The organism is Hymenobacter terricola (assembly GCF_017921975.2).
Lineage (GTDB): Bacteria > Bacteroidota > Bacteroidia > Cytophagales > Hymenobacteraceae > Hymenobacter > Hymenobacter terricola.
Genome location: NZ_JAGEMO020000001.1, coordinates 354,581 through 373,314, shown reverse-complemented (window position 1 = coordinate 373,314; position 18,734 = coordinate 354,581). Strand labels below are relative to the sequence as shown.

General features: G+C 62.6%; 15 protein-coding genes. 6 read left to right on the top strand and 9 right to left on the bottom strand.

Annotated features, from left to right (window positions below; genetic code table 11):
* Window positions 1-147 precede the first annotated feature (147 nt).
* The 3 genes from J4G38_RS01375 (at window position 148) to J4G38_RS01365 (ending at window position 4,386) form a co-directional block, all read left to right on the top strand.
* Window positions 148-2,610 (top strand): penicillin acylase family protein, encoded by a 2,463-nt coding sequence (locus J4G38_RS01375; protein ID WP_210514455.1) that lies wholly within the window; start codon window positions 148-150, stop codon window positions 2,608-2,610.
* 157 nt (window positions 2,611-2,767) lie between these two features.
* Window positions 2,768-3,193 (top strand): energy transducer TonB, encoded by a 426-nt coding sequence (locus J4G38_RS01370; protein ID WP_210514454.1) that lies wholly within the window; start codon window positions 2,768-2,770, stop codon window positions 3,191-3,193.
* A 146-nt stretch (window positions 3,194-3,339) separates the two neighbouring features.
* On the top strand, window positions 3,340-4,386 hold the full coding sequence (locus J4G38_RS01365) for an energy transducer TonB (RefSeq protein WP_210514452.1): 1,047 nt from the start codon (window positions 3,340-3,342) through the stop codon (window positions 4,384-4,386).
* A 150-nt stretch (window positions 4,387-4,536) separates the two neighbouring features.
* Here the strand turns inward: J4G38_RS01365 and J4G38_RS01360 are convergent, their stop codons facing one another.
* The 4 genes from J4G38_RS01360 to J4G38_RS01345 all read right to left on the bottom strand — a co-directional run bounded on the left by J4G38_RS01360 (window position 4,537) and on the right by J4G38_RS01345 (window position 9,359).
* Window positions 4,537-4,851: a hypothetical protein gene (locus J4G38_RS01360; protein ID WP_210514451.1), complete on the bottom strand. Its 315-nt coding sequence runs from the start codon at window positions 4,849-4,851 to the stop codon at window positions 4,537-4,539.
* A 195-nt stretch (window positions 4,852-5,046) separates the two neighbouring features.
* Window positions 5,047-6,624, bottom strand: a complete 1,578-nt coding sequence (locus tag J4G38_RS01355) for a DUF1501 domain-containing protein (protein ID WP_210514450.1) — start codon at window positions 6,622-6,624, stop codon at window positions 5,047-5,049.
* A 19-nt stretch (window positions 6,625-6,643) separates the two neighbouring features.
* Entirely contained in the window at window positions 6,644-8,389 is a 1,746-nt protein-coding gene (locus J4G38_RS01350; protein WP_210514448.1) for a DUF1800 domain-containing protein, read from the bottom strand.
* A gap of 259 nt (window positions 8,390-8,648) precedes the next feature.
* Window positions 8,649-9,359 carry a C40 family peptidase gene (locus tag J4G38_RS01345; protein ID WP_210514447.1) on the bottom strand — a complete coding sequence of 237 codons (711 nt, stop codon included), beginning with the start codon at window positions 9,357-9,359 and terminating at the stop codon, window positions 8,649-8,651.
* A 333-nt stretch (window positions 9,360-9,692) separates the two neighbouring features.
* Here J4G38_RS01345 and J4G38_RS01340 point away from each other — a divergent pair, with 333 nt between their 5' ends.
* Together J4G38_RS01340 and J4G38_RS01335 are read left to right on the top strand one after the other, a co-directional pair.
* Window positions 9,693-10,040 carry a hypothetical protein gene (locus tag J4G38_RS01340; protein ID WP_210514445.1) on the top strand — a complete coding sequence of 116 codons (348 nt, stop codon included), beginning with the start codon at window positions 9,693-9,695 and terminating at the stop codon, window positions 10,038-10,040.
* Window positions 10,041-10,230: 190 nt separating this feature from the next.
* A complete protein-coding gene (locus tag J4G38_RS01335; RefSeq protein WP_210514444.1) occupies window positions 10,231-11,037 on the top strand; it encodes a hypothetical protein in 807 nt (268 codons plus the stop codon).
* A 105-nt stretch (window positions 11,038-11,142) separates the two neighbouring features.
* On the opposite strand, the gene J4G38_RS01330 is transcribed toward J4G38_RS01335, so the two are convergent.
* Both J4G38_RS01330 and J4G38_RS01325 read right to left on the bottom strand, forming a co-directional pair.
* On the bottom strand, window positions 11,143-12,069 hold the full coding sequence (locus tag J4G38_RS01330; protein ID WP_210514443.1) for a helix-turn-helix domain-containing protein: 927 nt from the start codon (window positions 12,067-12,069) through the stop codon (window positions 11,143-11,145).
* Window positions 12,070-12,228: 159 nt separating this feature from the next.
* The gene (locus J4G38_RS01325) at window positions 12,229-13,389 is read right to left on the bottom strand and encodes an acyl-CoA dehydrogenase (RefSeq protein ID WP_210514441.1); all 1,161 of its coding nucleotides are present in this window, start codon (window positions 13,387-13,389) and stop codon (window positions 12,229-12,231) included.
* Window positions 13,390-13,578: 189 nt separating this feature from the next.
* On the opposite strand from J4G38_RS01325, the gene J4G38_RS01320 reads away from it, so the two are divergent.
* Window positions 13,579-13,962, top strand: a complete 384-nt coding sequence (locus J4G38_RS01320; RefSeq protein WP_210514440.1) for a DoxX family protein — start codon at window positions 13,579-13,581, stop codon at window positions 13,960-13,962.
* Here the strand turns inward: J4G38_RS01320 and J4G38_RS01315 are convergent.
* The 3 genes from J4G38_RS01315 to J4G38_RS01305 all read right to left on the bottom strand — a co-directional run bounded on the left by J4G38_RS01315 (window position 13,959) and on the right by J4G38_RS01305 (window position 18,627).
* Entirely contained in the window at window positions 13,959-14,510 is a 552-nt protein-coding gene (locus J4G38_RS01315) for a helix-turn-helix domain-containing protein (protein WP_210514439.1), read from the bottom strand. The two genes, J4G38_RS01320 and J4G38_RS01315, sit on opposite strands and share 4 nt — an antisense overlap.
* Before the next feature lie 199 nt (window positions 14,511-14,709).
* On the bottom strand, window positions 14,710-16,452 hold the full coding sequence (gene recJ / locus J4G38_RS01310) for a single-stranded-DNA-specific exonuclease RecJ (RefSeq protein WP_210514437.1): 1,743 nt from the start codon (window positions 16,450-16,452) through the stop codon (window positions 14,710-14,712).
* A 345-nt stretch (window positions 16,453-16,797) separates the two neighbouring features.
* Window positions 16,798-18,627, bottom strand: a complete 1,830-nt coding sequence (locus tag J4G38_RS01305) for a tetratricopeptide repeat protein (protein WP_210514435.1) — start codon at window positions 18,625-18,627, stop codon at window positions 16,798-16,800.
* Window positions 18,628-18,734: the final 107 nt, after the last annotated feature.

Below are 18,734 nucleotides of genomic sequence, written 5' to 3'. Positions count from 1 at the left end.
TCCGCAACAATATTGCCATGAGTTGCCGGGCCAGGGTCGCTACGCAAAAACCGTGCTGTTTGGCAGCACCCGCCGCAACCGAAGGAGCGTCAAATGTCTGCGCTCTACATTTAGGGCCTGCGAGCAGTATTCACCCGCAATGCGCTTATGAAATCCTGGATAAAAGCTCTGCTGGCGCTGGCCGCGTGCCTCACCCTCGTCTGGACGCTGAACACGAAGCACGGCGACATCCCGCCGTTTGGTAAGCTGCTGAGTCCGTATCGCGGCTTCTGGCAGAACGGCGAGCGGCCCGGCGACTTCCCCGCCCAGCAGACGCTGGCCCTCCCCGGCCTACTCGCTCCCGTGACGGTGCGCTACGACGACCGCCGCGTGCCCCACGTTTTCGCCCAAAACGACCACGACCTGTACTTCGCCCAGGGCTACCTCACGGCCCGCGACCGGCTCTGGCAGATGGAGTTTCAGACCCACGTAGCCGCCGGGCGGCTGGCCGAAATCGTAGGCCCGGCGCGGCTGGAAACGGACCGGTTTTTCCGGCGTATGGGCCTGCCCTTCGGCGCAGCCAACTCGCTGAAGGTGATGATGGCCAACCCCACCACGCGCACCGTGCTCACTTCGTATTCGGCCGGCGTGAATGCCTACATCGACCAGCTTACGCCCGCCACGCTGCCGTTTGAGTACAAGCTGCTCGATTATAAGCCCGAGCCCTGGCAGCCGCTGAAATGCGCCCTGCTGCTCAAGTTCATGGCCTGGGACCTGAGCGGGCGCACCGACGATTTGCGCATGAGCAACATCCTAGGCAAGTACGGCGCGGCCGTCACCAAGGACCTGTTTCCGGATTATCCAACCCGCGAAGACCCTATCGTGCCGGTGGGTACGCCGCTGGATTTCAAGCCGGTGCCGGCACCGGCTGCGCCGAAGTCGTTTGAAGCCGCCTACGCGGCCAACGAGCTGCGCACCGAGCCCGATGCCGAGCTGGGCTCCAACAATTTCGCGGTGAGCGGCAGCAAATCGGCCTCCGGCTTTCCGCTGCTGGCGAACGACCCGCATTTGCAGCTCAACCTGCCCAGCATCTGGTACCAGATTCAGCTGAGCGCGCCGGGCGTGAACGTGTACGGCGTGACCATTCCAGGTGCGCCGGCCGTCATCATCGGCTTTAATGAGAACGTGGCCTGGGGCGTGACCAACGTGGCCGCCGACGTGCTGGACTTTTACCAGCTGAAATTCAAGGACCAGACCCGCCGCGAATACTGGCACGACGGCCGCTGGAAGCCCGTGCGCCGCGTGGTGGAGCACATAAAAATCCGGGGCCACGCCGACCGGCTCGACACCGTGCTCTACACCCACCACGGCCCGGTGGTGTACGACAAGAACGAGAAGCCCTTCCTGAACCAGACGCCCATTGCCCACGCCATGCGCTGGACCGCCCACGACGGCGACAACGAAATCCTGACCTTTTACCGGCTGAACCGGGCCCGCTCCTACCCCGACTACACGGCCGCGCTCACCACCTACGGCTCGCCGGCCCAGAACTTTATCTTCGCTGATAACGAGAAGGATATCGCCATCTGGCCCAACGGCCATTTCCCGCTGAAGTGGCGCGACCAGGGCAAATTCATCCTCGACGGCACCGACCCGGCCTACGACTGGCAGGGCTGGATTCCGCAGGCCCAGAACCCGCACATCAAGAACCCGGCGCGGGGCTTCGTGAGCTCGGCCAACCAGTTTTCGGCCGGTCCCGACTACCCGTATTACCTCAACTGGAGCTTCGGCAGCTACGAGCGCGGCCACCGCATCAACGAGCGCCTAACCGCCATGCGCCAGATTACGCCCGACAGCCTGCGCCAGCTGCAAAACGACGTGCTCGACCTCAACGCCCGGCTCATGTTGCCCCGCATGCTGGCCCTGGTGAGCGCCCCGACGCCCGGCGTGGCACCGCCCGCACCCGCCTCGCCCGAGGGCCAGGTGCTGGCCGAAATGCGCCACTGGCGCTACCAGTACACGGCTGATGCCATTGCCGCCAGCGTGTTCAACCTGTGGTACGGCAACCTGGTGAAGCGCCTCTGGGAAGACGATTTCCCCACCGACCCCACCGGGCCGGCCTACCGCTACCCGGCCCGCGACCGCACCAATACCCTGATTCTGAGCGAGCCCGACTCGCCCTGGATTGACGACCACCGCACGCCCGCCAAGGAAACCCTGGCGCAGCTGGCCCGGCAAAGCCTGCAGTTCGCCACCGACTCGCTCACCCGCAAGTTTGGGCCGCTGTCCTACAAATGGCGCTGGGCTAACCAGAAAAGCACCGACATCCTGCACCTGCTCCAGCTCCCCGGCTTCGGGCAGATGGACGTGGACTGCGGCGGCGGCGCGGGCATCGTGAACGCCACTTCCGAGCGCAACGGCCCCTCCTGGCGCATGGTGGTGGCGCTGGGTCCGCAGGTGCGTGCCTACGGCGTGTACCCCGGCGGCCAGAGCGGCAACCCAGGCTCGCCGTTTTACAATAACCTGCTGGAAACCTGGCGCGTGGGCCAGCTCGATGAGCTGGTATTCCTGCGCAGTGCAACCGAACAGAATGCGCGGGTAGCTACGGCGTGGGAGTTGCGGGGCAAATGAGTCCTGCTGCTGAACAGCCAGCTAAGCGCGAACAAACAAGGCACTATTTCCCCGGCGAGTAACTACATTCCGCTACAAATTCGTTTGCCTATTTTTTTGTCGCCCCATGAAAGCCCGCTTGTCCCTTACAGTATCTGATTTTCTTTGCGCTGCTGTCTTGCTTTTTGCCTTTGCCGCGGTTCAGCCGAGCCATGCTCAGACCACGCCCCCACCTGCGCCCGAGAAAGTAGTTGGCAACAAAGTGTATACCTACGTGGAGCAAATGCCCCAAGTGCCCGGTGGAGGAGGCAACAGGGCCATTGTCGCGGCCATCCAAAGCCGGGTAATTTACCCGCCAGAAGCACTCAAACGGGCACTGCAAGGCCAGGTATTTGTCTCGTTCACAGTGGGGGAAGACGGCGCGGTGCGCGATGCCAAGATTGTCAAAGGCCTCGGCGGGGGCTGCGATGAAACCGTGCTGGATGCCGTGCGGCAGCTCCCCGCCTTCACGCCGGGCCGGCAAGCGGGCAAGCCGGTGGCCGTAAACTTCACGGTCCCGGTAACCTTTACCATCACCGGGGTGTCGTCCAAGCAACGAAATTAAGCCGGGAGCACGCACCAACTATTCAGTCCTCCGGAAGAGTCTGATAAATTTGCGGCATGACTATCTGCCTCCGTACTTCATTTTTTGCCAGGAGCAGGCGGTGTCCTTTTAAGCAGTTTTGGCTACCATTGCTGCTCTTCGTTGCCTTGGCTAGCCAGCCCGCCACGGCGCAGTCCTACAGCCAGTACGCCACCGATACCAGCCAGGTGTTCAGCCTGGTTGAGCAGATGCCGACGCTGCCAGTTGGTGGCGGCAACCTGGCCCTCGTCAAAGCCGTGCAAAAGCAGGTGCAGCTGCCCGTTGAAGTGCGCGAAGGCCGGGTAGAAGGCCGCGTGTATGTGCGCGTCGTCATCGGGGTGAGCGGCGTGGGCCGGCAGGCGGCCGTGGCCCAATCCCTCAGCCCCGCCTGCGATGCCGCCGCCCTGGCCGCCGTGAAACGAATGCCGCGCCTGCTGCCCGGCCGCTACAACGGCCAGCCCGTGGCCACGCTGCTCACCGTGCCGGTCATGTTTCTGTCGCCTCACCACGTGTTTGCGGTGGGCGAAGTGGCCCGGCCGGCGCAGTTTCCCGGCGGCGATGCCGCGCTGGAACAGTACCTGCAAAAGAACAAAGCCACGCCCGCCGAGGTGAAGCTGCGCGACCTGAAAGGCCGCGTTTCCGTGCGCTTCGTGCTGAAACCCGATGGCCGGGTGGGCGCCTGCGAAATTCTCAATTCGCTCTGTGCCAGCTGCGACGACGAAGCCCTGCGCCTCGTGCGCGGCTTCCCGCGCTGGCAGCCCGCACTGGGCTACGACGACCAGCCCGTGGCCATGTACCACGTTCTGAATGTGTGGTTTAGCCCGCCCCCGCCGCCGGCCGGCACCGCCCCGCCGGTAGCTGAAAATCAAGTGTATGCGCAAGTCGAGCAAATGCCGGTGCTGCCTGGCCGCAGTGGGCCCACCGCCGTGCAGTCGGCCGTGCAGGAACTGATTCAATACCCCGAGCACACCGCCAGCGGGGAGGGCCAGCTCAGCTTCGTAGTGGAGCCCGACGGCCGCGTGACGCGCCCCAATATGCGCAAAAGCATCAGCGGCGCGATGGACGAGGCCGTGATGGCAGCGGCCCTGCGCCTGCCCCGTTTCGAGCCCGGCCGCCACAATGGGCAGCCCGTGGCCGTGCTGCTGCTGGTGCCGGTAGTCATCGATATTCGCTAATTACCGCACAAAAAAGTGGCTTCCTTGGGGAAGCCACTTTTTTGTGCGGTAATTAGCAGTTGCTCGTTGTTAGTTGTTAATTATTAGCGTACTGACAACTAACATCTGACAACCCAATTACTTTTATCCGTCTTGTAGCCGCCGGCAAGCTTACTTGTCGTCTTTGCCACCAAGCTGACGCTTGCTGTCTTTTTTGCTCACGTCGTGGGCTTCACCTTCGTGGTCGTCGTCGCTGCTGGCGCGATTGATGAGCACCACGGCCACGGCTGCCAGCGCGGCGATGCCAATTACCATTTGGGTGGGCGAGAACCGCTGCGATGCCTTGCGCAGGAGCACACCGCCGTTCTTCAGCAGGTCGTCGATGTGCTCGTGGTTGCCTTGGAATACGTGGTAGGCACTTTCGAAAGTGCGGGCGAGGTCTTCGGGCAGGATTTTTTCGAGTTGTTGTTCGATTTGCGCTTCCATAAAGCTGGGAAAGTAAAAAGGGAAGTAAGGGACCAGGGCACGAAGGCGGCCAGGACCCGCGTAATCGCCTTACGCAAAAGTGTGGTGCCGGGCTGCCTTTTTTTGTGAAAAACAGCATAACCGGCAATGGCCCCGGTCCGACGCATTGCTGGTCGGCCGGGGCCATTGCCGGTTATTTCCTGATACTTACCTCCCCTACTCAATCACCACGATGCGCGAGCCGCTGCGCTGCGCCTCGCGCACCTGGCAGTAGTACGCCCCCGCCGCCAAGCCACTCAAATCGACGGGCAGGAACTGCGGGCCGCGGGCCAGCATCTGGTCCACGGCGCGGCGCACTTCGCGGCCCAGCGTGTCGAGCACCACAATCTGGACGTGGCCGCCGGCACTCTCGTAGGCCACGGTGGTGCGGCCGTCGCGCGCCACCGGGTTGGGGTACACCGTGAACTCGGCCACGTCTGCGGCATTGGCGGCAGCCAGCAGCGCGCCGGGCCGCAGCACGGGCACGTAGGGGAAGCTCCGCCCAAAGAGCTGCGTGAGCGTGGCCGGCGTCACCTGGAACCAGTCTTTCAGAATGCTGGTGTAGATGCTGCGGAAGTCGAACTGCATGGCGATGTTGTCGTTCACGCCGGCGTTGGCGGGCAGCACGGGGTTGGGGCCGTGCACGATGGGGTTCACCTTCGAGCCAAACACCAGCAGCGGGGCCGCCGAGCCGTGGTCGGTGCCGAAGCCGGAATTGGCCCGGATGCGCCGCCCGAATTCCGAGAACGTCATGCCCACCACCCGGTCCTGGATGGCGTGCCGCTGCAAGTCGTCCTGGAACGCGTTCACGGCCTCCGCAATCTTGCCCAGCAGGGTGGCGTGGGTGCCGATGCTGGTGCTACCCGTGCTGGGCACCTGCAGCGTGTGGGTGTCGAAGCCGCCGAGGGTGCACACGTAAATGCGCGTTTGCAAGCCGCCGGCCACCAGCTGGGCCACGATTTTGAGCTGGTCAGCCAGCGAGTTCTGGCCGGCCGCGGGGTACAGGGGCGAGAGGTTTTGGGCGCGGGCCGCCGCCGCCTGAATGGCCGTGGTGTACACCTGCGTCTGGCTCACCACCTGCCGGATAAACGTGAGCTCGTGGCCGGCCGGGGTGTTGGGGGCCGCGTCCACGCCGCCGCTAAGTAATTGATAGAACGACGACGTGCTGGCAATGGCCATGCCCATGTTGATGGTGGGCCCCTGCACGCAATTGCTCACCACCGAGCCGATGCTGATGGCCAGCGGGTCGGGGTTCTGGGTGCTGGGGTAGCCCGTGGGGAAGCCCGCGTATTCGCCGTCGAGGTAGCGGCCGGCCCAGCCCGTGGTCAGCGTCACGTTCGAATCCGAACCCGAAGTCCAGATGTCGGTGGCCCGGAAGTGCGAGAAGTTGGGGTTGGGGTAGCCCACGCTTTGCACCACGCCCACCTTGCCGTTCTGGTACAGGTTCCGGAGCGCCGCCATGGCCGGGTGGATGCCGGTGGCCGTGGTGAGCGGCAGCACGGCGCTCTGGGCCAGGGCAATGTTGGGCCGCGCCGCCATCAGCGCCGGGTACTGGTCCAGCGGAATAATCATGTTCAGGCCATCATTGCCGCCCTGCAGCTGAATGATGACCAGCACTTTATCCGATTGGGTGGTGGCGTTGGTGAGGGCCACCAGCGCCGGCGAGTACCCGTAGGCGCCAATGGGCAGGCCGCTCAGCAGCGCGGTGCCAACGGAGGCCGCAGCCGTGGTCTGTAGAAATTCGCGACGTTTCATAGGATGAAGGCTGTGGGCGTTAAGACAAATGATACTCAGCCAGTCCCATCAGGGCGCGCAGCATGGCTTGCAGCTTGGTGGTGACGGCCGCCTTCTTGGCGGCGTTGGTGGGGGCGGCCAGGAATTGCTGCCACTCCACGGTCCACTCGAAGTCGGGCAGGCCCGGCAGCAGGGCCGATTTTAAAAAAGCCACTTGGTTGGCCGTGAGCGTAATAGGCACCATCAGCTGCACAAACTCGGCGATGAGCAGGTTGCAATCCGCCGCCGTAGTGGCCGGAAATGACTGCACCAGCGCCACCGCGTCAATCACGATTTTAACGCCGCTGCGCGTGTAGCCCGTGCCGATGAACAGGTCCGTGACCTGGTTGCGGCGCGGCAGCGTCACGGCGTTTATCCACAGCTCGTGGTACTGCGGCGTTTGGTAGTAGGCCGCCCAGCCGGCCACGTTGGGCGGGTCGCCCAGGGTTTGCTGCTGCACGGCAGCCACGCTGTTCAGGTAGTCCCACATGCCGTACTGCACCACCACGTTGCTGGCCGGCGGAAACGTCACCTGCATTTGCCGACACAGGCCCACCGTGAAGGCGAGCGGGTTCTTGATGAGACAGCCCCGGTTGAGGACATCAAAGAAATGCTCGGAGCCGAGCAGCGCCCGCAGCACCGGTGCTATTTCGAAGCTGTTCTGAATCAGCAGCGTAGCCAGGGGCTGAACGATATCCGTTTCAACCTGCGCATCAATCAGGTAATACACAAACCAGCGGTAGAGCTTGCGCACGATGAAGCGCGCCGTCTCGGCCTGCTGGAAAATCAGGTTGATGAGGTTTTGGTACTCCGTGTTGCCGCTGGAAGTGATGCTGGCGTTGCCAAAGGCTGCCGAAAAAACCTTGGTTGTGGTGTCGTGCCGGCTGGCCGTGAAGTAGCTGCCCATCGGCGAGCTCAGGTCGCGCCAGCCCGTGAGCACGCGGGCCGCCGCCTGCACGTCGGCCTCGGTATAGTTGGTGTAGTTGCCGGGCCCGATGAGCGGCCCCTTGCCCACCGTGAACAGTTCCAGCAGCTCGCGGCCGTAGTTCTCGTTGGGGGCGCCCGCCGTGCTCTGGTTGCCATTGAGGTAGCGCAGCATGGCCGGCGTCACGGTCACGTCTTTAGCCAGCTGCCTGAAGTTGCCGAGGGCGTACTGGCGCAGCAACCGGCAATACTCGTAGCCCATGCGGGCGTCGTTGATGTCGCCAAACTCCACCACAAAGTGGTTGTGCCAGAACAAGGTCATCTGCTCGACCAGCGACGTGCCCTGGCCCAGCAGCTGGCCCATCCACCAGTCGCGCAGCGACGCCCGCCGCACTCCCTCAAAGTTCTGGTCAAAAATCTGCGTAGTCCAGGTCTGGCCGATGGCCACGCTGGTATCGGTGGCCGACACGCTCACGGGCGGGTCGGGCGGGGTGGCGGGCACCGCCAGCAGGCCGTTGAGCACCGCCGTGAGGTTGGAGCCGGCCGCCGCCGCAATCTCGGCCCGGGTGGGTCCCAGTAAACTGCGGCGCAGCAGGTGCGCGGCCTGGTCGGGGCCCCAGGCACCGGTGTAGGGCGCCAGCGTGGTAGTAGTACGCGCCACCACTGGCAGCGCCTTATTGGCGTAGCGGCTGACGGTTTCGGGCGGGTCGGTTTGGGCCGCGGCGGCAGCGGGCGCCGCCAGCGGGGAGGGCCGTTTGGCCACGGCGGCAGCCGGAGCGCTGAGTACGCCCGCGTTTCGTTGGAGAAAAAGTCTACGGTTCATAGTTAGGCGCGTAAAAAACCCAGAAGTGACTTTAAATATACCGAAAATCAGCCCATGATTTCAGCCAGCGCTTGCTTCATAAGTTTGCTGTTTATCAATGACTACCTAGTGGCCGGCGGGTTTAATCAAGGCACCGGCTTTTTCTGTTAATCGTCTACTTCGGCTGGCACCAAAAAAAGCGCCCGGCCGCTGGGGCCGGGCGCTTCGCCTCGTTTAGTAGGATGTGGTGCCTCATGCCGGGTTGGCGGAATGCACGGGCTTACTCTGCCGTGGCAGTAGCGGCCGCAAGGGTTTCGTTGGCTTCTTCAGCGGCGCGCACGCGGCCGGCGGCGTAGAAGTTGCGGTGGTAATACGGCTGACTCAGCGAGCTTACCATTACGCCGCCGTTGCAGGCCGAATGGGCAAACTTGCCGTCTTTCAGGTAGATGCCAACGTGGTAAATCGGGCCGTGGCCCCGGCGAAAGAACACCAGGTCGCCGGTCTGCATCTCGCTTTTGGCTACGTGCTGGGTGGTCGTAAACATCGAGCGCGACGAGCGTTTCAGCGTGATGCCGTACACTTCGTGGAACACCCGCGTCACGAAGCCCGAGCAGTCGGTGCCGTGGCGCGAGTTGCTGCCGTAGCTGTAAGGCGTTCCAATCCAATCGGTTACGGTACGCAGCAAGTCCTTATTCTCATCGAAGGCCAGGTGCAGGCCCAGCGTCTGGGCGTAGTAGTGGTAGGTGAGCGAGTCGCGGGAGGCGGCCAGCTCGGCGGCCGTGGGGGCACCAGGCTTGGCTGATGGCGCGGCGGGCTTGGTGTGTGCCGGCGCGGGCTCAGCATTCGTCGTCAGGGCTGGAAACAGCGATGCTTCGGCCACGGCCGGTGCCGCGGAGGCACGAACCGTAGCCGAAGCATCGGCGGGGCGTTCGAAGAAGAAAGAGAGAGCCAGCGAGGCAGCGGCGAGGCAATACAGGATGCTGTGTTTCATTGTCCGTCGTTAGGGTGGGGGCAAAAATCCGGGTTCCTGAGATGGTGAAGGAAGAGCCGGGCGAGTAGTTTCTTAGGCGATAGGCAAGGCTAAAAACAGCCGAGTGAAGAAGTGAGGAAATTGGGTTGTATCGGGTAATTTATATTGTCTATGAAAACCGACGATGGGTAAAGCTAAGTTAAACTTTTTGGAAGTTCCGCATTTTTACCCGTAAAAAGTAAAATATTCTTTATTTAAGGCAATAAATTCGGCCAAAAATTATCAATCAGCTTGCAACCGTATTCGCCTGGGCTTCGTATTTGCGCGTCCCGAATATTTCTATATCTTTCCTTCATGCAAAACCTTCGAACCTGGACTCGTTCTCCCTTGGCCTTCATTGCCCGCCGGGTACTGAAGGCGCAGCGCGTGGCAATGGTCATTGGCCAAACCGTGCACCTGAGCGGTGCTACCCGCGAGCAGTTCCTGGCCGACGCCGAATGGGTGGCCCACGAACAAGTGCATTTGCGTCAGTACAAGGAGTTTGGCCTCCTGCCCTTCCTCTGGAAATACCTGGTTGAATCGGCGCGGGTCGGCTACTATCAAAATAAGTACGAGGTAGAAGCCCGCGAGGAAGCCCGCCGCGTGGTTCTCGCCGACCCCAACCATGTGCTGCGGCCTTTGCCCCGGCACGCACAATCCTAAGCCCGGCGCCTGGAGGCCGGGGTTCAGGTCAACACCTGGCGTGGATGGAAGCCGGGTAATATGTCTGGGTGGAAAAATAAACTGGGCTTCGCGCAACTTCGCACGCTCCGATTACGAATAAAACCCACGCTCTGCTGCTACGGCGGCGGGCCTCATCCTTTTCTTTCCATCCTCCTTCCCGCTCATACTCATGGACAACCAGCAAGACCAGTTAGGCGCATCCACTCCGAATACCGCCGGCCGCAATCCGCAAAACCCGTCGGCTACGCCCGGCACGGCCAGCGGCGCTTCGGCTGCCTCCCGCAAGTCGGCTCCCATGCCCCCGACCCAGAGCACTACTCCTACCGCCGACGCCACTACCCAGAACACTGCCAACGCCAACGCCAACGCCGGCGCCGAGCGCCAGGGCGAAGGCCAGCAAACCAACAGCCAGGAGGGCACCCTGCTCGATACGGCCCTGAACAGCGGCAAAAAATGGATTGAGGACTCGGGCGTGCTCAACAGCGTGAACCAACTTCCCCAGAGCCTGAAAGACCTCGGCAACCGGGCGCTTGACCGGGTCAATGGCCTCAGCACCACCCAAAAAGTAGTGGGTGGCGCCATTCTGGCCGCCGGCATTGGTTGGCTGGCCACCCGCAAGGGAAAATCATCGGATAGCAGCGACAGCAGCCCCTATAATTATGGCCGCCAGCGCGACGCCGGCAGCTACGGCCGCCGCAGCTACGGCTACCAGGCCCCCGATGCTTCCACGAGCCGTCCCACGGCTTCCGGCGTATCGAACCGCACGGATAGCGGCTCGCCCTACGGCAACAGCGGCAGCCGCTACGCCAGCAGCCCCAAAGCGCCGACCAGCCCGAGCGGTAACACCGGCATTCAGGCGGGCAGCGGCCGGTCCGACAGTGGTGCCAGCAACGGCGGCGCCTCGGCCAACACCGACCATGGCTCCCGCACCGCCAGCAGCCAATCGAAAGAAGACGGCTTCCGTAGCATAGAATAACAGCTTGCTATAAACGTTTGACCAACGAAAAGGCCCCGCTTCGGAATCGAAGCGGGGCCTTTTCGTTGGTCAGCCAATGGAACGGAAACTTCCTGACTTATTAAATTAGATATTCATCGCCGACTCGCGGCGGCGCATCTTGCCGGCCGGAATGCCGAACATCATCTTGAAGCGGCGGCAGAAATAGGCGGTGTCTTTGTAGCCCACCTCCTTGCCGATGTCGCGGATGCTCTTTTTGGTGGTGCGCAGCAGGAACACGGCGCGCTCCATGCGCTGGTATTCGATGTAGTCCTGCGGGTTGATGTTGGTCAGCATCTTGAAATACTGGCCCACGTAGTCTTCGCTCACGTTGGCCACGCCGCTCAGCACTTTGTTGGAAAGGTCGCCGCCCAGGTTCTCCTTGATGTAGTTGAACAGGTCAATCAGGCGCGGGTCCTTGAAGTAAGTGCTGTTGGTGGCCAGCTGCTCCACAAACATGTTGTTGCGCAGCACGTAGCGCACCACTTCCACCACGATGTTCTCGGTGTAGATGTTGATGAGGCGCTCGCGGCCGGGCAGGTCCTGAATGCTTTCTTCCACCACCTTAATCACCAGGTTGGCCAGTTTCGACTGCCCGCTGATGAGGAAAGCCGGCACGTCGAGCGAGGCGAAGAAGTTCACCGAGTCGAACACCTTGGCCTCGAAGCTCACGAAGCTGTGGCTTTCGTTAGCCTCGCCAATCAGGTCCAGGTTATCGTTGGAAGTAAAGAACTTATCCTTGTTCGATATCAGGTCATCGTTGGTGATGACGCGGTTTTTCTGGTCTTCGCCGTAGCTCACGCGGGTCGGGCGGCCGCCAGGAATGAAGAGCATTTCGCCTTCTTCAACCACCATTTCATCTTCGCCGAAAGTGAGGTGGCCTTTGTGCAATAAGATAAGGTTATTGCCAACGTCGTAGGAGTTGCGCACCGTGAACGGCTGGTGCAGCACCAGGTTTTTGGCCTTGATGTAGCGGACGCCCAGCGATTCGATGACTTTATTGTAATCTTCCATAATTTGGCTTGCCAATACGGGCTGTTTAGAGGGGTGCGGTGGGTGAGTGGGTGGCTACCGCAGTGCAATATAACAGCTTGAAATTCACAAAAACTAAAAACCCAGCCAAAAAGTGGCTGGGTTTTGTGCAATGAATCTGAATTTTAGGCTATTCCTCCTTTACTTGAGGATTTCCCGTGAAATCACAATTTTCTGAATCTCCGAAGTGCCTTCGTAAATCTGGGTGATTTTGGCGTCGCGCATGAACCGCTCGACGTGGTATTCCTTCACAAAACCATAGCCGCCATGAATCTGTACAGCTTCTACGGCCGAGTCCATGGCTACCTTGGAAGCAAACAGCTTGGCCATGGCACCCGACTTGGCGTAGTCGACGTGGTTGTCCTTATCGGCGGCAGCTTGCAGGCAGAGCAAGCGGGCGGCGTCGATGTTGGTGGCCATATCGGCCAGCTTAAATTGAATGGCCTGGTGCTTGGCAATTTCAACCCCGAACGCCTTGCGCTGCTTGGCGTACTTGATGCTCAGCTCGAGCGAGCCCGAGGCAATGCCCAGCGCCTGCGCCGCAATGCCAATGCGGCCCCCAGCCAGCACCTGCATGGCGAATTTGAAGCCGAAGCCGTCCTCGCCGATGCGGTTTTCCTTGGGCACCACCACGTCGGTGAACATGAGGGAACAGGTATCAGAGCCGCGAATGCCGAGCTTGTTCTCCTTGGGGCCCTGAATGAAACCGGGCGTGTCCTTGTCCACAATCAGCACGTTGATGCCGCGCGACTTCAACTCGGGGTGGGTTTGGGCGATAACGAGGTACACCGAGGCGGTGGTGCCGTTGGTAATCCAGTTTTTGGTGCCGTTGAGGAGGTAATGGTCGCCTTTGTCCTCGGCGGTGGTGCGCTGGCTGGTGGCGTCGGAGCCGGCTTCGGGCTCGCTCAGGGCAAAGGCGCCGATGATTTCGCCCGAGCACAGGCGGGGCAGGTACTTCTGCTTTTGCTCTTCGGTGCCGTATTTCTCCAGGCCCCAGCACACCAGCGAGTTATTCACCGACATGATGACCGAGCACGAGGCATCAACTTTGGAAATTTCTTCCATGGCCAGCACGTAGCTCACGGTGTCGAGGCCGCTGCCGCCGTACTCGGGGCTCACCATCATGCCCATAAAGCCGAGCTCGCCCATCTTTTTGACCTGGGCGGCAGGAAACTTTTGGTGCTCATCGCGCTCAATTACGCCAGCCCACAGCTCGCTCTGAGCGAAGTCGCGGGCGGCATCGCGAACGGCCAGCTGCTCTTCGCTGAGCTGGTAAATATTAGAAGAGGCGACGGTTTGCATGAGTTCAGGTGGGAAAATTGATTTGTACCGTAAAAGTACGGCTTTGGTGGGCGGCGGGCAAGGTCAATACTATGGCACTGGCCGCTGGCCCGCGCAACCGGCAGGCGACAAAACCGTTGGGGCCAACGCACTAATAAATAAAAACTACCGTCGGTTTCCCAATGTTTTAAGGCCGAATTTTACGGCCCTATGACCCTACGCCTTTTGAGTCGCTACGCGCTGGCTTTGCTTTTTGTGTTGGCCGGCAGCTGGCACTTCGTGCACCCGGCCACCTACCTGGCCATCATGCCGCCGCAGCTGCCGCAGCCATTGGCCCTGGTGTACGCGAGTGGGGTATTCGAAATCCTGGGCGGGCTGGGCCTGCTGCCGGTCCGCGCCCGGCGGCTGGCGGGCGGGGGCCTGCTGGCGCTGCTGGTCGCCGTGTTTCCAGCCAACCTCTACATGGCGCTGATTCATGAGCAGCTGCACATTCCGGGCTGGGTGGCCTGGGGGCGGCTGCCGCTGCAATTGCCCCTGCTGTGGTGGGTGTGGCAGGTGATGAAGGCGGAGAAACCAATGCCGGGCCGGGGCTAAACCACGGGCGGCAGCGTGGCCAGCAGCTCCTCCAGCAGCTCGGCTTCGCGCTCCAGGCCGGCCTGGCGGGCGGCCAGCAGGCGCTGGGGGCCGGGGCCGCAGTCGTCGCGCAGGCCGTCCACGGCTTCGCCCTCGAACAGGGCCAGCCAGCCGGCTTCACGGGCGGGGTTTTTCGCGGGGCCGGCGTAGGCGCGCAGGGCCGGCAAGGCCGCCAGGCGGTTGGTGAGGGCGGTGGCGCGGGCCTGCATGGCGGTCAGCTCACGGCCCAGGCGCCCGGCCTGGTAGCGGCACTCGACGGCGCGGCGGGCCAAGGGCTTGGCAATGGGCGCGGGCGATGGCAAAGGAGGCGGGGCGGGCTGGGCCGTGCCATCGGGGTTGAGCACCTTGCCCAGCGCGGCCAGCGTGAGGCGAGGCTCTTGCAGGCCATTCGCTATGGGCAGGCTTCGCTGCCCGCCCTCCGCCTGCGCCAGCACCACCCGATTCACCCCCAGCCACGACGCCAGACGCTCCTGCGTCAGCCCAAAATGTTCCCGGATAAAGCTTGCCATCTCAGCGCCGCACCGGCCGTGAGTGGCTGAAACGGCTTGCTACAAACTTACGCCTATTTGACATTGATGTAGCAAGTGCTTTTGCTACGTTACCTAATATTTATATCGATAGTGTAGCAAAAGCACTTGCTACACTATCGATACCAAGGCCCAATTTTGTAGCAACTGCTTTTTGAGGCTGCTATTGGAGCAGCCCAGCCTACTCCCAGCGCACGTCCAGCAGGCGCAGCTGCACGCTGCGCTGGCCGCGGTACTCGTTCAACTCCACCGTGTAGCAGGCGCTGAAAGGCTGTCCCAGCTCGATTTCGGGCAGGTAATCGGCCAGGCCGAAGCCAATGGCGTCCACGGCCGGGCCCTGGGCATCGGCCGAAGCCAGGCGGAGCTTGAGGTGGCCCTGCCCCACCACGCGGCTGCTGTGCGGCACCGCCACCAGCCGCCGCGACGCGAACACCGGGTTGGGGTTGCCGGGCCCGAACGGCTCCATGCGCCGCAGCTCGGCAAAAAACTCCTCGGTAATGCGGCCCAGGGGCAGCACGGCCGCCACTTCCACCGGCCGCACGAGGTGCTCGGTGGTGAGGGTGCGGGCCACTACTTCCTCGAAACGCTGCTGGAAAGCGGGCACGTTTTCGACTTTCAGGGTGAGGCCGGCAGCGGCACGGTGCCCGCCAAACTGGTCGAGCAGCGCGGAGCAGGCCTCCAGGGCCTCGTGCACGTCGAACCCCGCCACGGAGCGGGCCGAGCCGGTGGCCTTGCCGTCGCGCTGCGTCAGGATGACGGTGGGGCGGTAGTACTGGTCGAGGCAGCGCGAGGCCACGATGCCCAGCACGCCCTGGTGCCAGTCGGCCTTGTAGAGCACGGTGGCGTGGGCGTTTTGCAGCGTGGGGCTGCCCGCAATCATGTCCAGCGCCTCCTGGGTGGTGTGCTGGTCCGAGCCGCGGCGCTGCTGGTTCATCTGGTCCACCACTTCGGCGGTGTAGCGGGCCTCCTGCTGGTCGGGGGCGAGGAGCATGGCCACGGCGCGGCGGGCATCGCCCATGCGCCCGGCGGCATTGATGCGCGGCGCGAAGCCAAATATCAGGCTGCTGATGCCCAGGGGGCCTTCGCGCAGGGTAGCCAGCTCGCGCAGGGCGGCCAGGCCGGGCCGCAGCAGGTGGGCATCCTCATTGAAACGGCGCAGGCCGTGGGCGGCCAGAATCCGGTTTTCGCCGGTGATGGGCACGATGTCGGCGGCAATGCTCACCGTCACCAGGTCCAGCAAGTCGTGCAGCGGCGCTTCGTTGCGGCCGAGGTGCTCGCCCAGCGCCTGCATCAGCTTGAAACCCACGCCGCAGCCCGACAGCTCCTTGTAGGGGTATTCGCAGTCGGCCCGCTTGGGGTCGAGCACGGCCACGGCGGCCGGCAGCTCATCGCCGGGCAGGTGGTGGTCGCAGATGATGAAATCGACGCCCCGACTGCTGGCGTACTTCACCTGCTCGGTGGCCTTGATGCCGCAGTCGAGGGCCACGATGAGGCCGAAGCCGTTGTCGGCCGCGAAGTCAATGGCTTTGCCCGAAATGCCGTAGCCCTCGGTGTAGCGGTCGGGAATGTAGTCGCGCAGCCGCTCGGCCCCAAACAGCGGGGTGAGGTAGCTCATCACCGTGGCCACCGACGTGATGCCGTCCACGTCGTAATCGCCCAGCACCAGCACCTTTTCGCCGCCATTCAGGGCCTGGGTAAGCCGGGCCACCGCACGGGCCATGTCGCGCATCAGCAGCGGATTGTGCAACTGGCGCAGGTCGGGGTGGAAGAAGGCGGCGGCAGCCTCGGGCGTGTCAATGCCGCGCTGCACCAGCAGGGCCGCGATTTCGGGGGCAATAAACAGGGCCTGGGTGAGGCTGTGTACCCGTTGGGAATTCGCTTCGGGGATATAATTCCAGCGCTTAGTAGCGGATATGGGCGTCATACAGGGGTAGAAATGGCCGTAAAAGTACGACCAAACCCTCCCCGCGCCGGCCGGCTTACCTTTGGGGTCCGTTTCCGTCCCCAGCCCCGACCATGAGTAAGTTCCAGGAATTTTTCCGCAAATACCGTCAGTACATCGGAACCGACGTGCTGATGTACGGGACGTTCATCCTGGTGCTGGCGCTGATGTTCGTGTTTTTTCGGTAGCGGGTATCGGTGAGAAAGGAAGGTCATGCTGAACGCAGTGAAGCATCTCTACCGCGTAACTAATCCTTGCGATTGGGATTACTACCACGGTAGAGATGCTTCACTGCGTTCAGCATGACGTTCTGGTTTCGTTCCTTCCCTACTGCACGCCATCGCCCCGCAGCTTGCGGAAGCGCTTGCGGGCTTCGGCCACGTAAATGCTGCCGGGGTATCTGGTAATCACCTGGTTGTAGAGCTCCTGCGCTTTCACCTTATCCTTCACGTCTTCTTCCTGAATACGAGCCAGCAGGAACAGCGCGTCGTCACTCAGCACATCGTACTTCGGGTTGGTGGTGATGCGCTCCAGCGTGGCAATGGCGCCGGGAAAGTCGCCCGTGCGGCGTTGCAGCTGGGCTTTGAGGTAGTAAGTGTCGTCGGCGAGCGAGTGACCAGGGAACTTCTCCAGCAGCCCATCCAGGCCCGTGATGGCCTCCTTAATCTTGTTCTGGAACACCAGCTGCTCCACAGCGGCGTAGGCCTTCAGGCCCAGGCCCAGCGTGTCCTCCACGGTGTTGTCCTGAATCAGCAGCGAGAGCTGCATGGCATCGTTGGCGATTTCGCGGGTGGTGGCTTCTTTCAGGATGTCGAGGTGGCTTTGGGCCAGCTTGAAATCGCCGGCGTAATAGCTCAGGCGGGCGTTGCGCAGTTTGGCCTCGTAGCCCAGCGGCGAGTCTTTGTGCGACTTTTCCACCTGTGAGTACAGCAGCGTGGCTTCCCAGGGCTCACCTTTCAGCAAGTACAAGTCGGCCTGGGTCACTTTGGCCTCGCCCACCACCTCGTCGCTGACGCGGGGCATGTCGATGACTTCCTGCAACAGCGTCATGGCCTTGACGCGGTCATTCAACTGGAAGGCGTAGAGGTTGGCTAGGTTGCGGAGCACGGGCGCCGTTTCGGGCGTGCGGCCCAGCTCGGTCAGCAGCAGCTCGTAATCGGCCACCAGGGCCCGCACTTTGGTCACGTCCACGGGGTAGGTTTCGCGCACCTGGGCCTCGCGGGCCTGCAGCAGGCGCTGGCGGGCCGCGTTGCCATACGAGCCGCGGCGGTACTCCTTTGCCACGTAGGCGAAGCCGTCGATGGCAGCTTCGTAATCCTTGTTTTGCTGGGCGATGGCGGCCAGCTCCATCACGCGGGCCCCGTCGCTGCGGCTGCGGCGGTCCAGCGCCCGCGCCTGCACCAGGGCCCCGGCAAAGTCGTGCCGCTGCACCTGCAGCCACAGCAGCAGCTCGCTGTAGGCCGCCTGGTCGGGGTGTTCCTGGGTGGCCGTCAGCAGGAGCTTTTCCAGCGCGTCGAAGTCTTTTTCTTCGTGCAGGGCATTTTGCAGCATGTTGCGCACGAAGGGCAGCTGCTGCTCGTCCTGGGCCACGAGGCGCAGGGTTTCGGCCAGTACCTGGGGCTGGTTCTGGGTTTGGGTGTAGAGCTGAATGAGCTGCGGCGCGTATTCGGTGTCGTTTTTGGCCAGGGCCCGGCCACGCAGGTAGGCGCGCTCGGTCCACTGCGGCAGCTCGCGCCGGCTAAATTCGGTGGCGACCGGCGGCACCTGCGCGGGCGTAAGCTGGGCCAGCACCTTCTGCCACTGTTTATCGGCGGCGGGCTGCTCGCCGGCCGCCGCGTACACGCCCCCCAGCGCCACGCCGATGGTGGCATCTTCGGGGTGCAGCTTGGCAGCTTTTTTCGCAATTTTTTCGGCTTCCTTGTACCGTTTCAGCGCTTGCAGCGAATTCAGGTACACCGGGAACACGGCCAGACCGGCCTGCTCCTCCGCCGGCAGCTTCTCGAAGAGAAACACCACCTTTTCGTGCTCGCCGCGGCGGGCATAGTCCTGGGCCAGGGCGGTGCCGCTCACCGGCGCCCATGTTTTGGGAGGCTGCTGGGCCAGGGCCGGCACGGCGAGCAGCAGGGAGGCAGCTAGTACGAGGGAAGGCGGACGCATAAATTCGGGAGTCGATTATCCAACTGCAAACGCCGGGCTTTGGCGGGTTCGTTCAACGCGCCCGCTGGTGGCGCAACGGGCTCATTCTTCTGGGTTTTGCACTGACG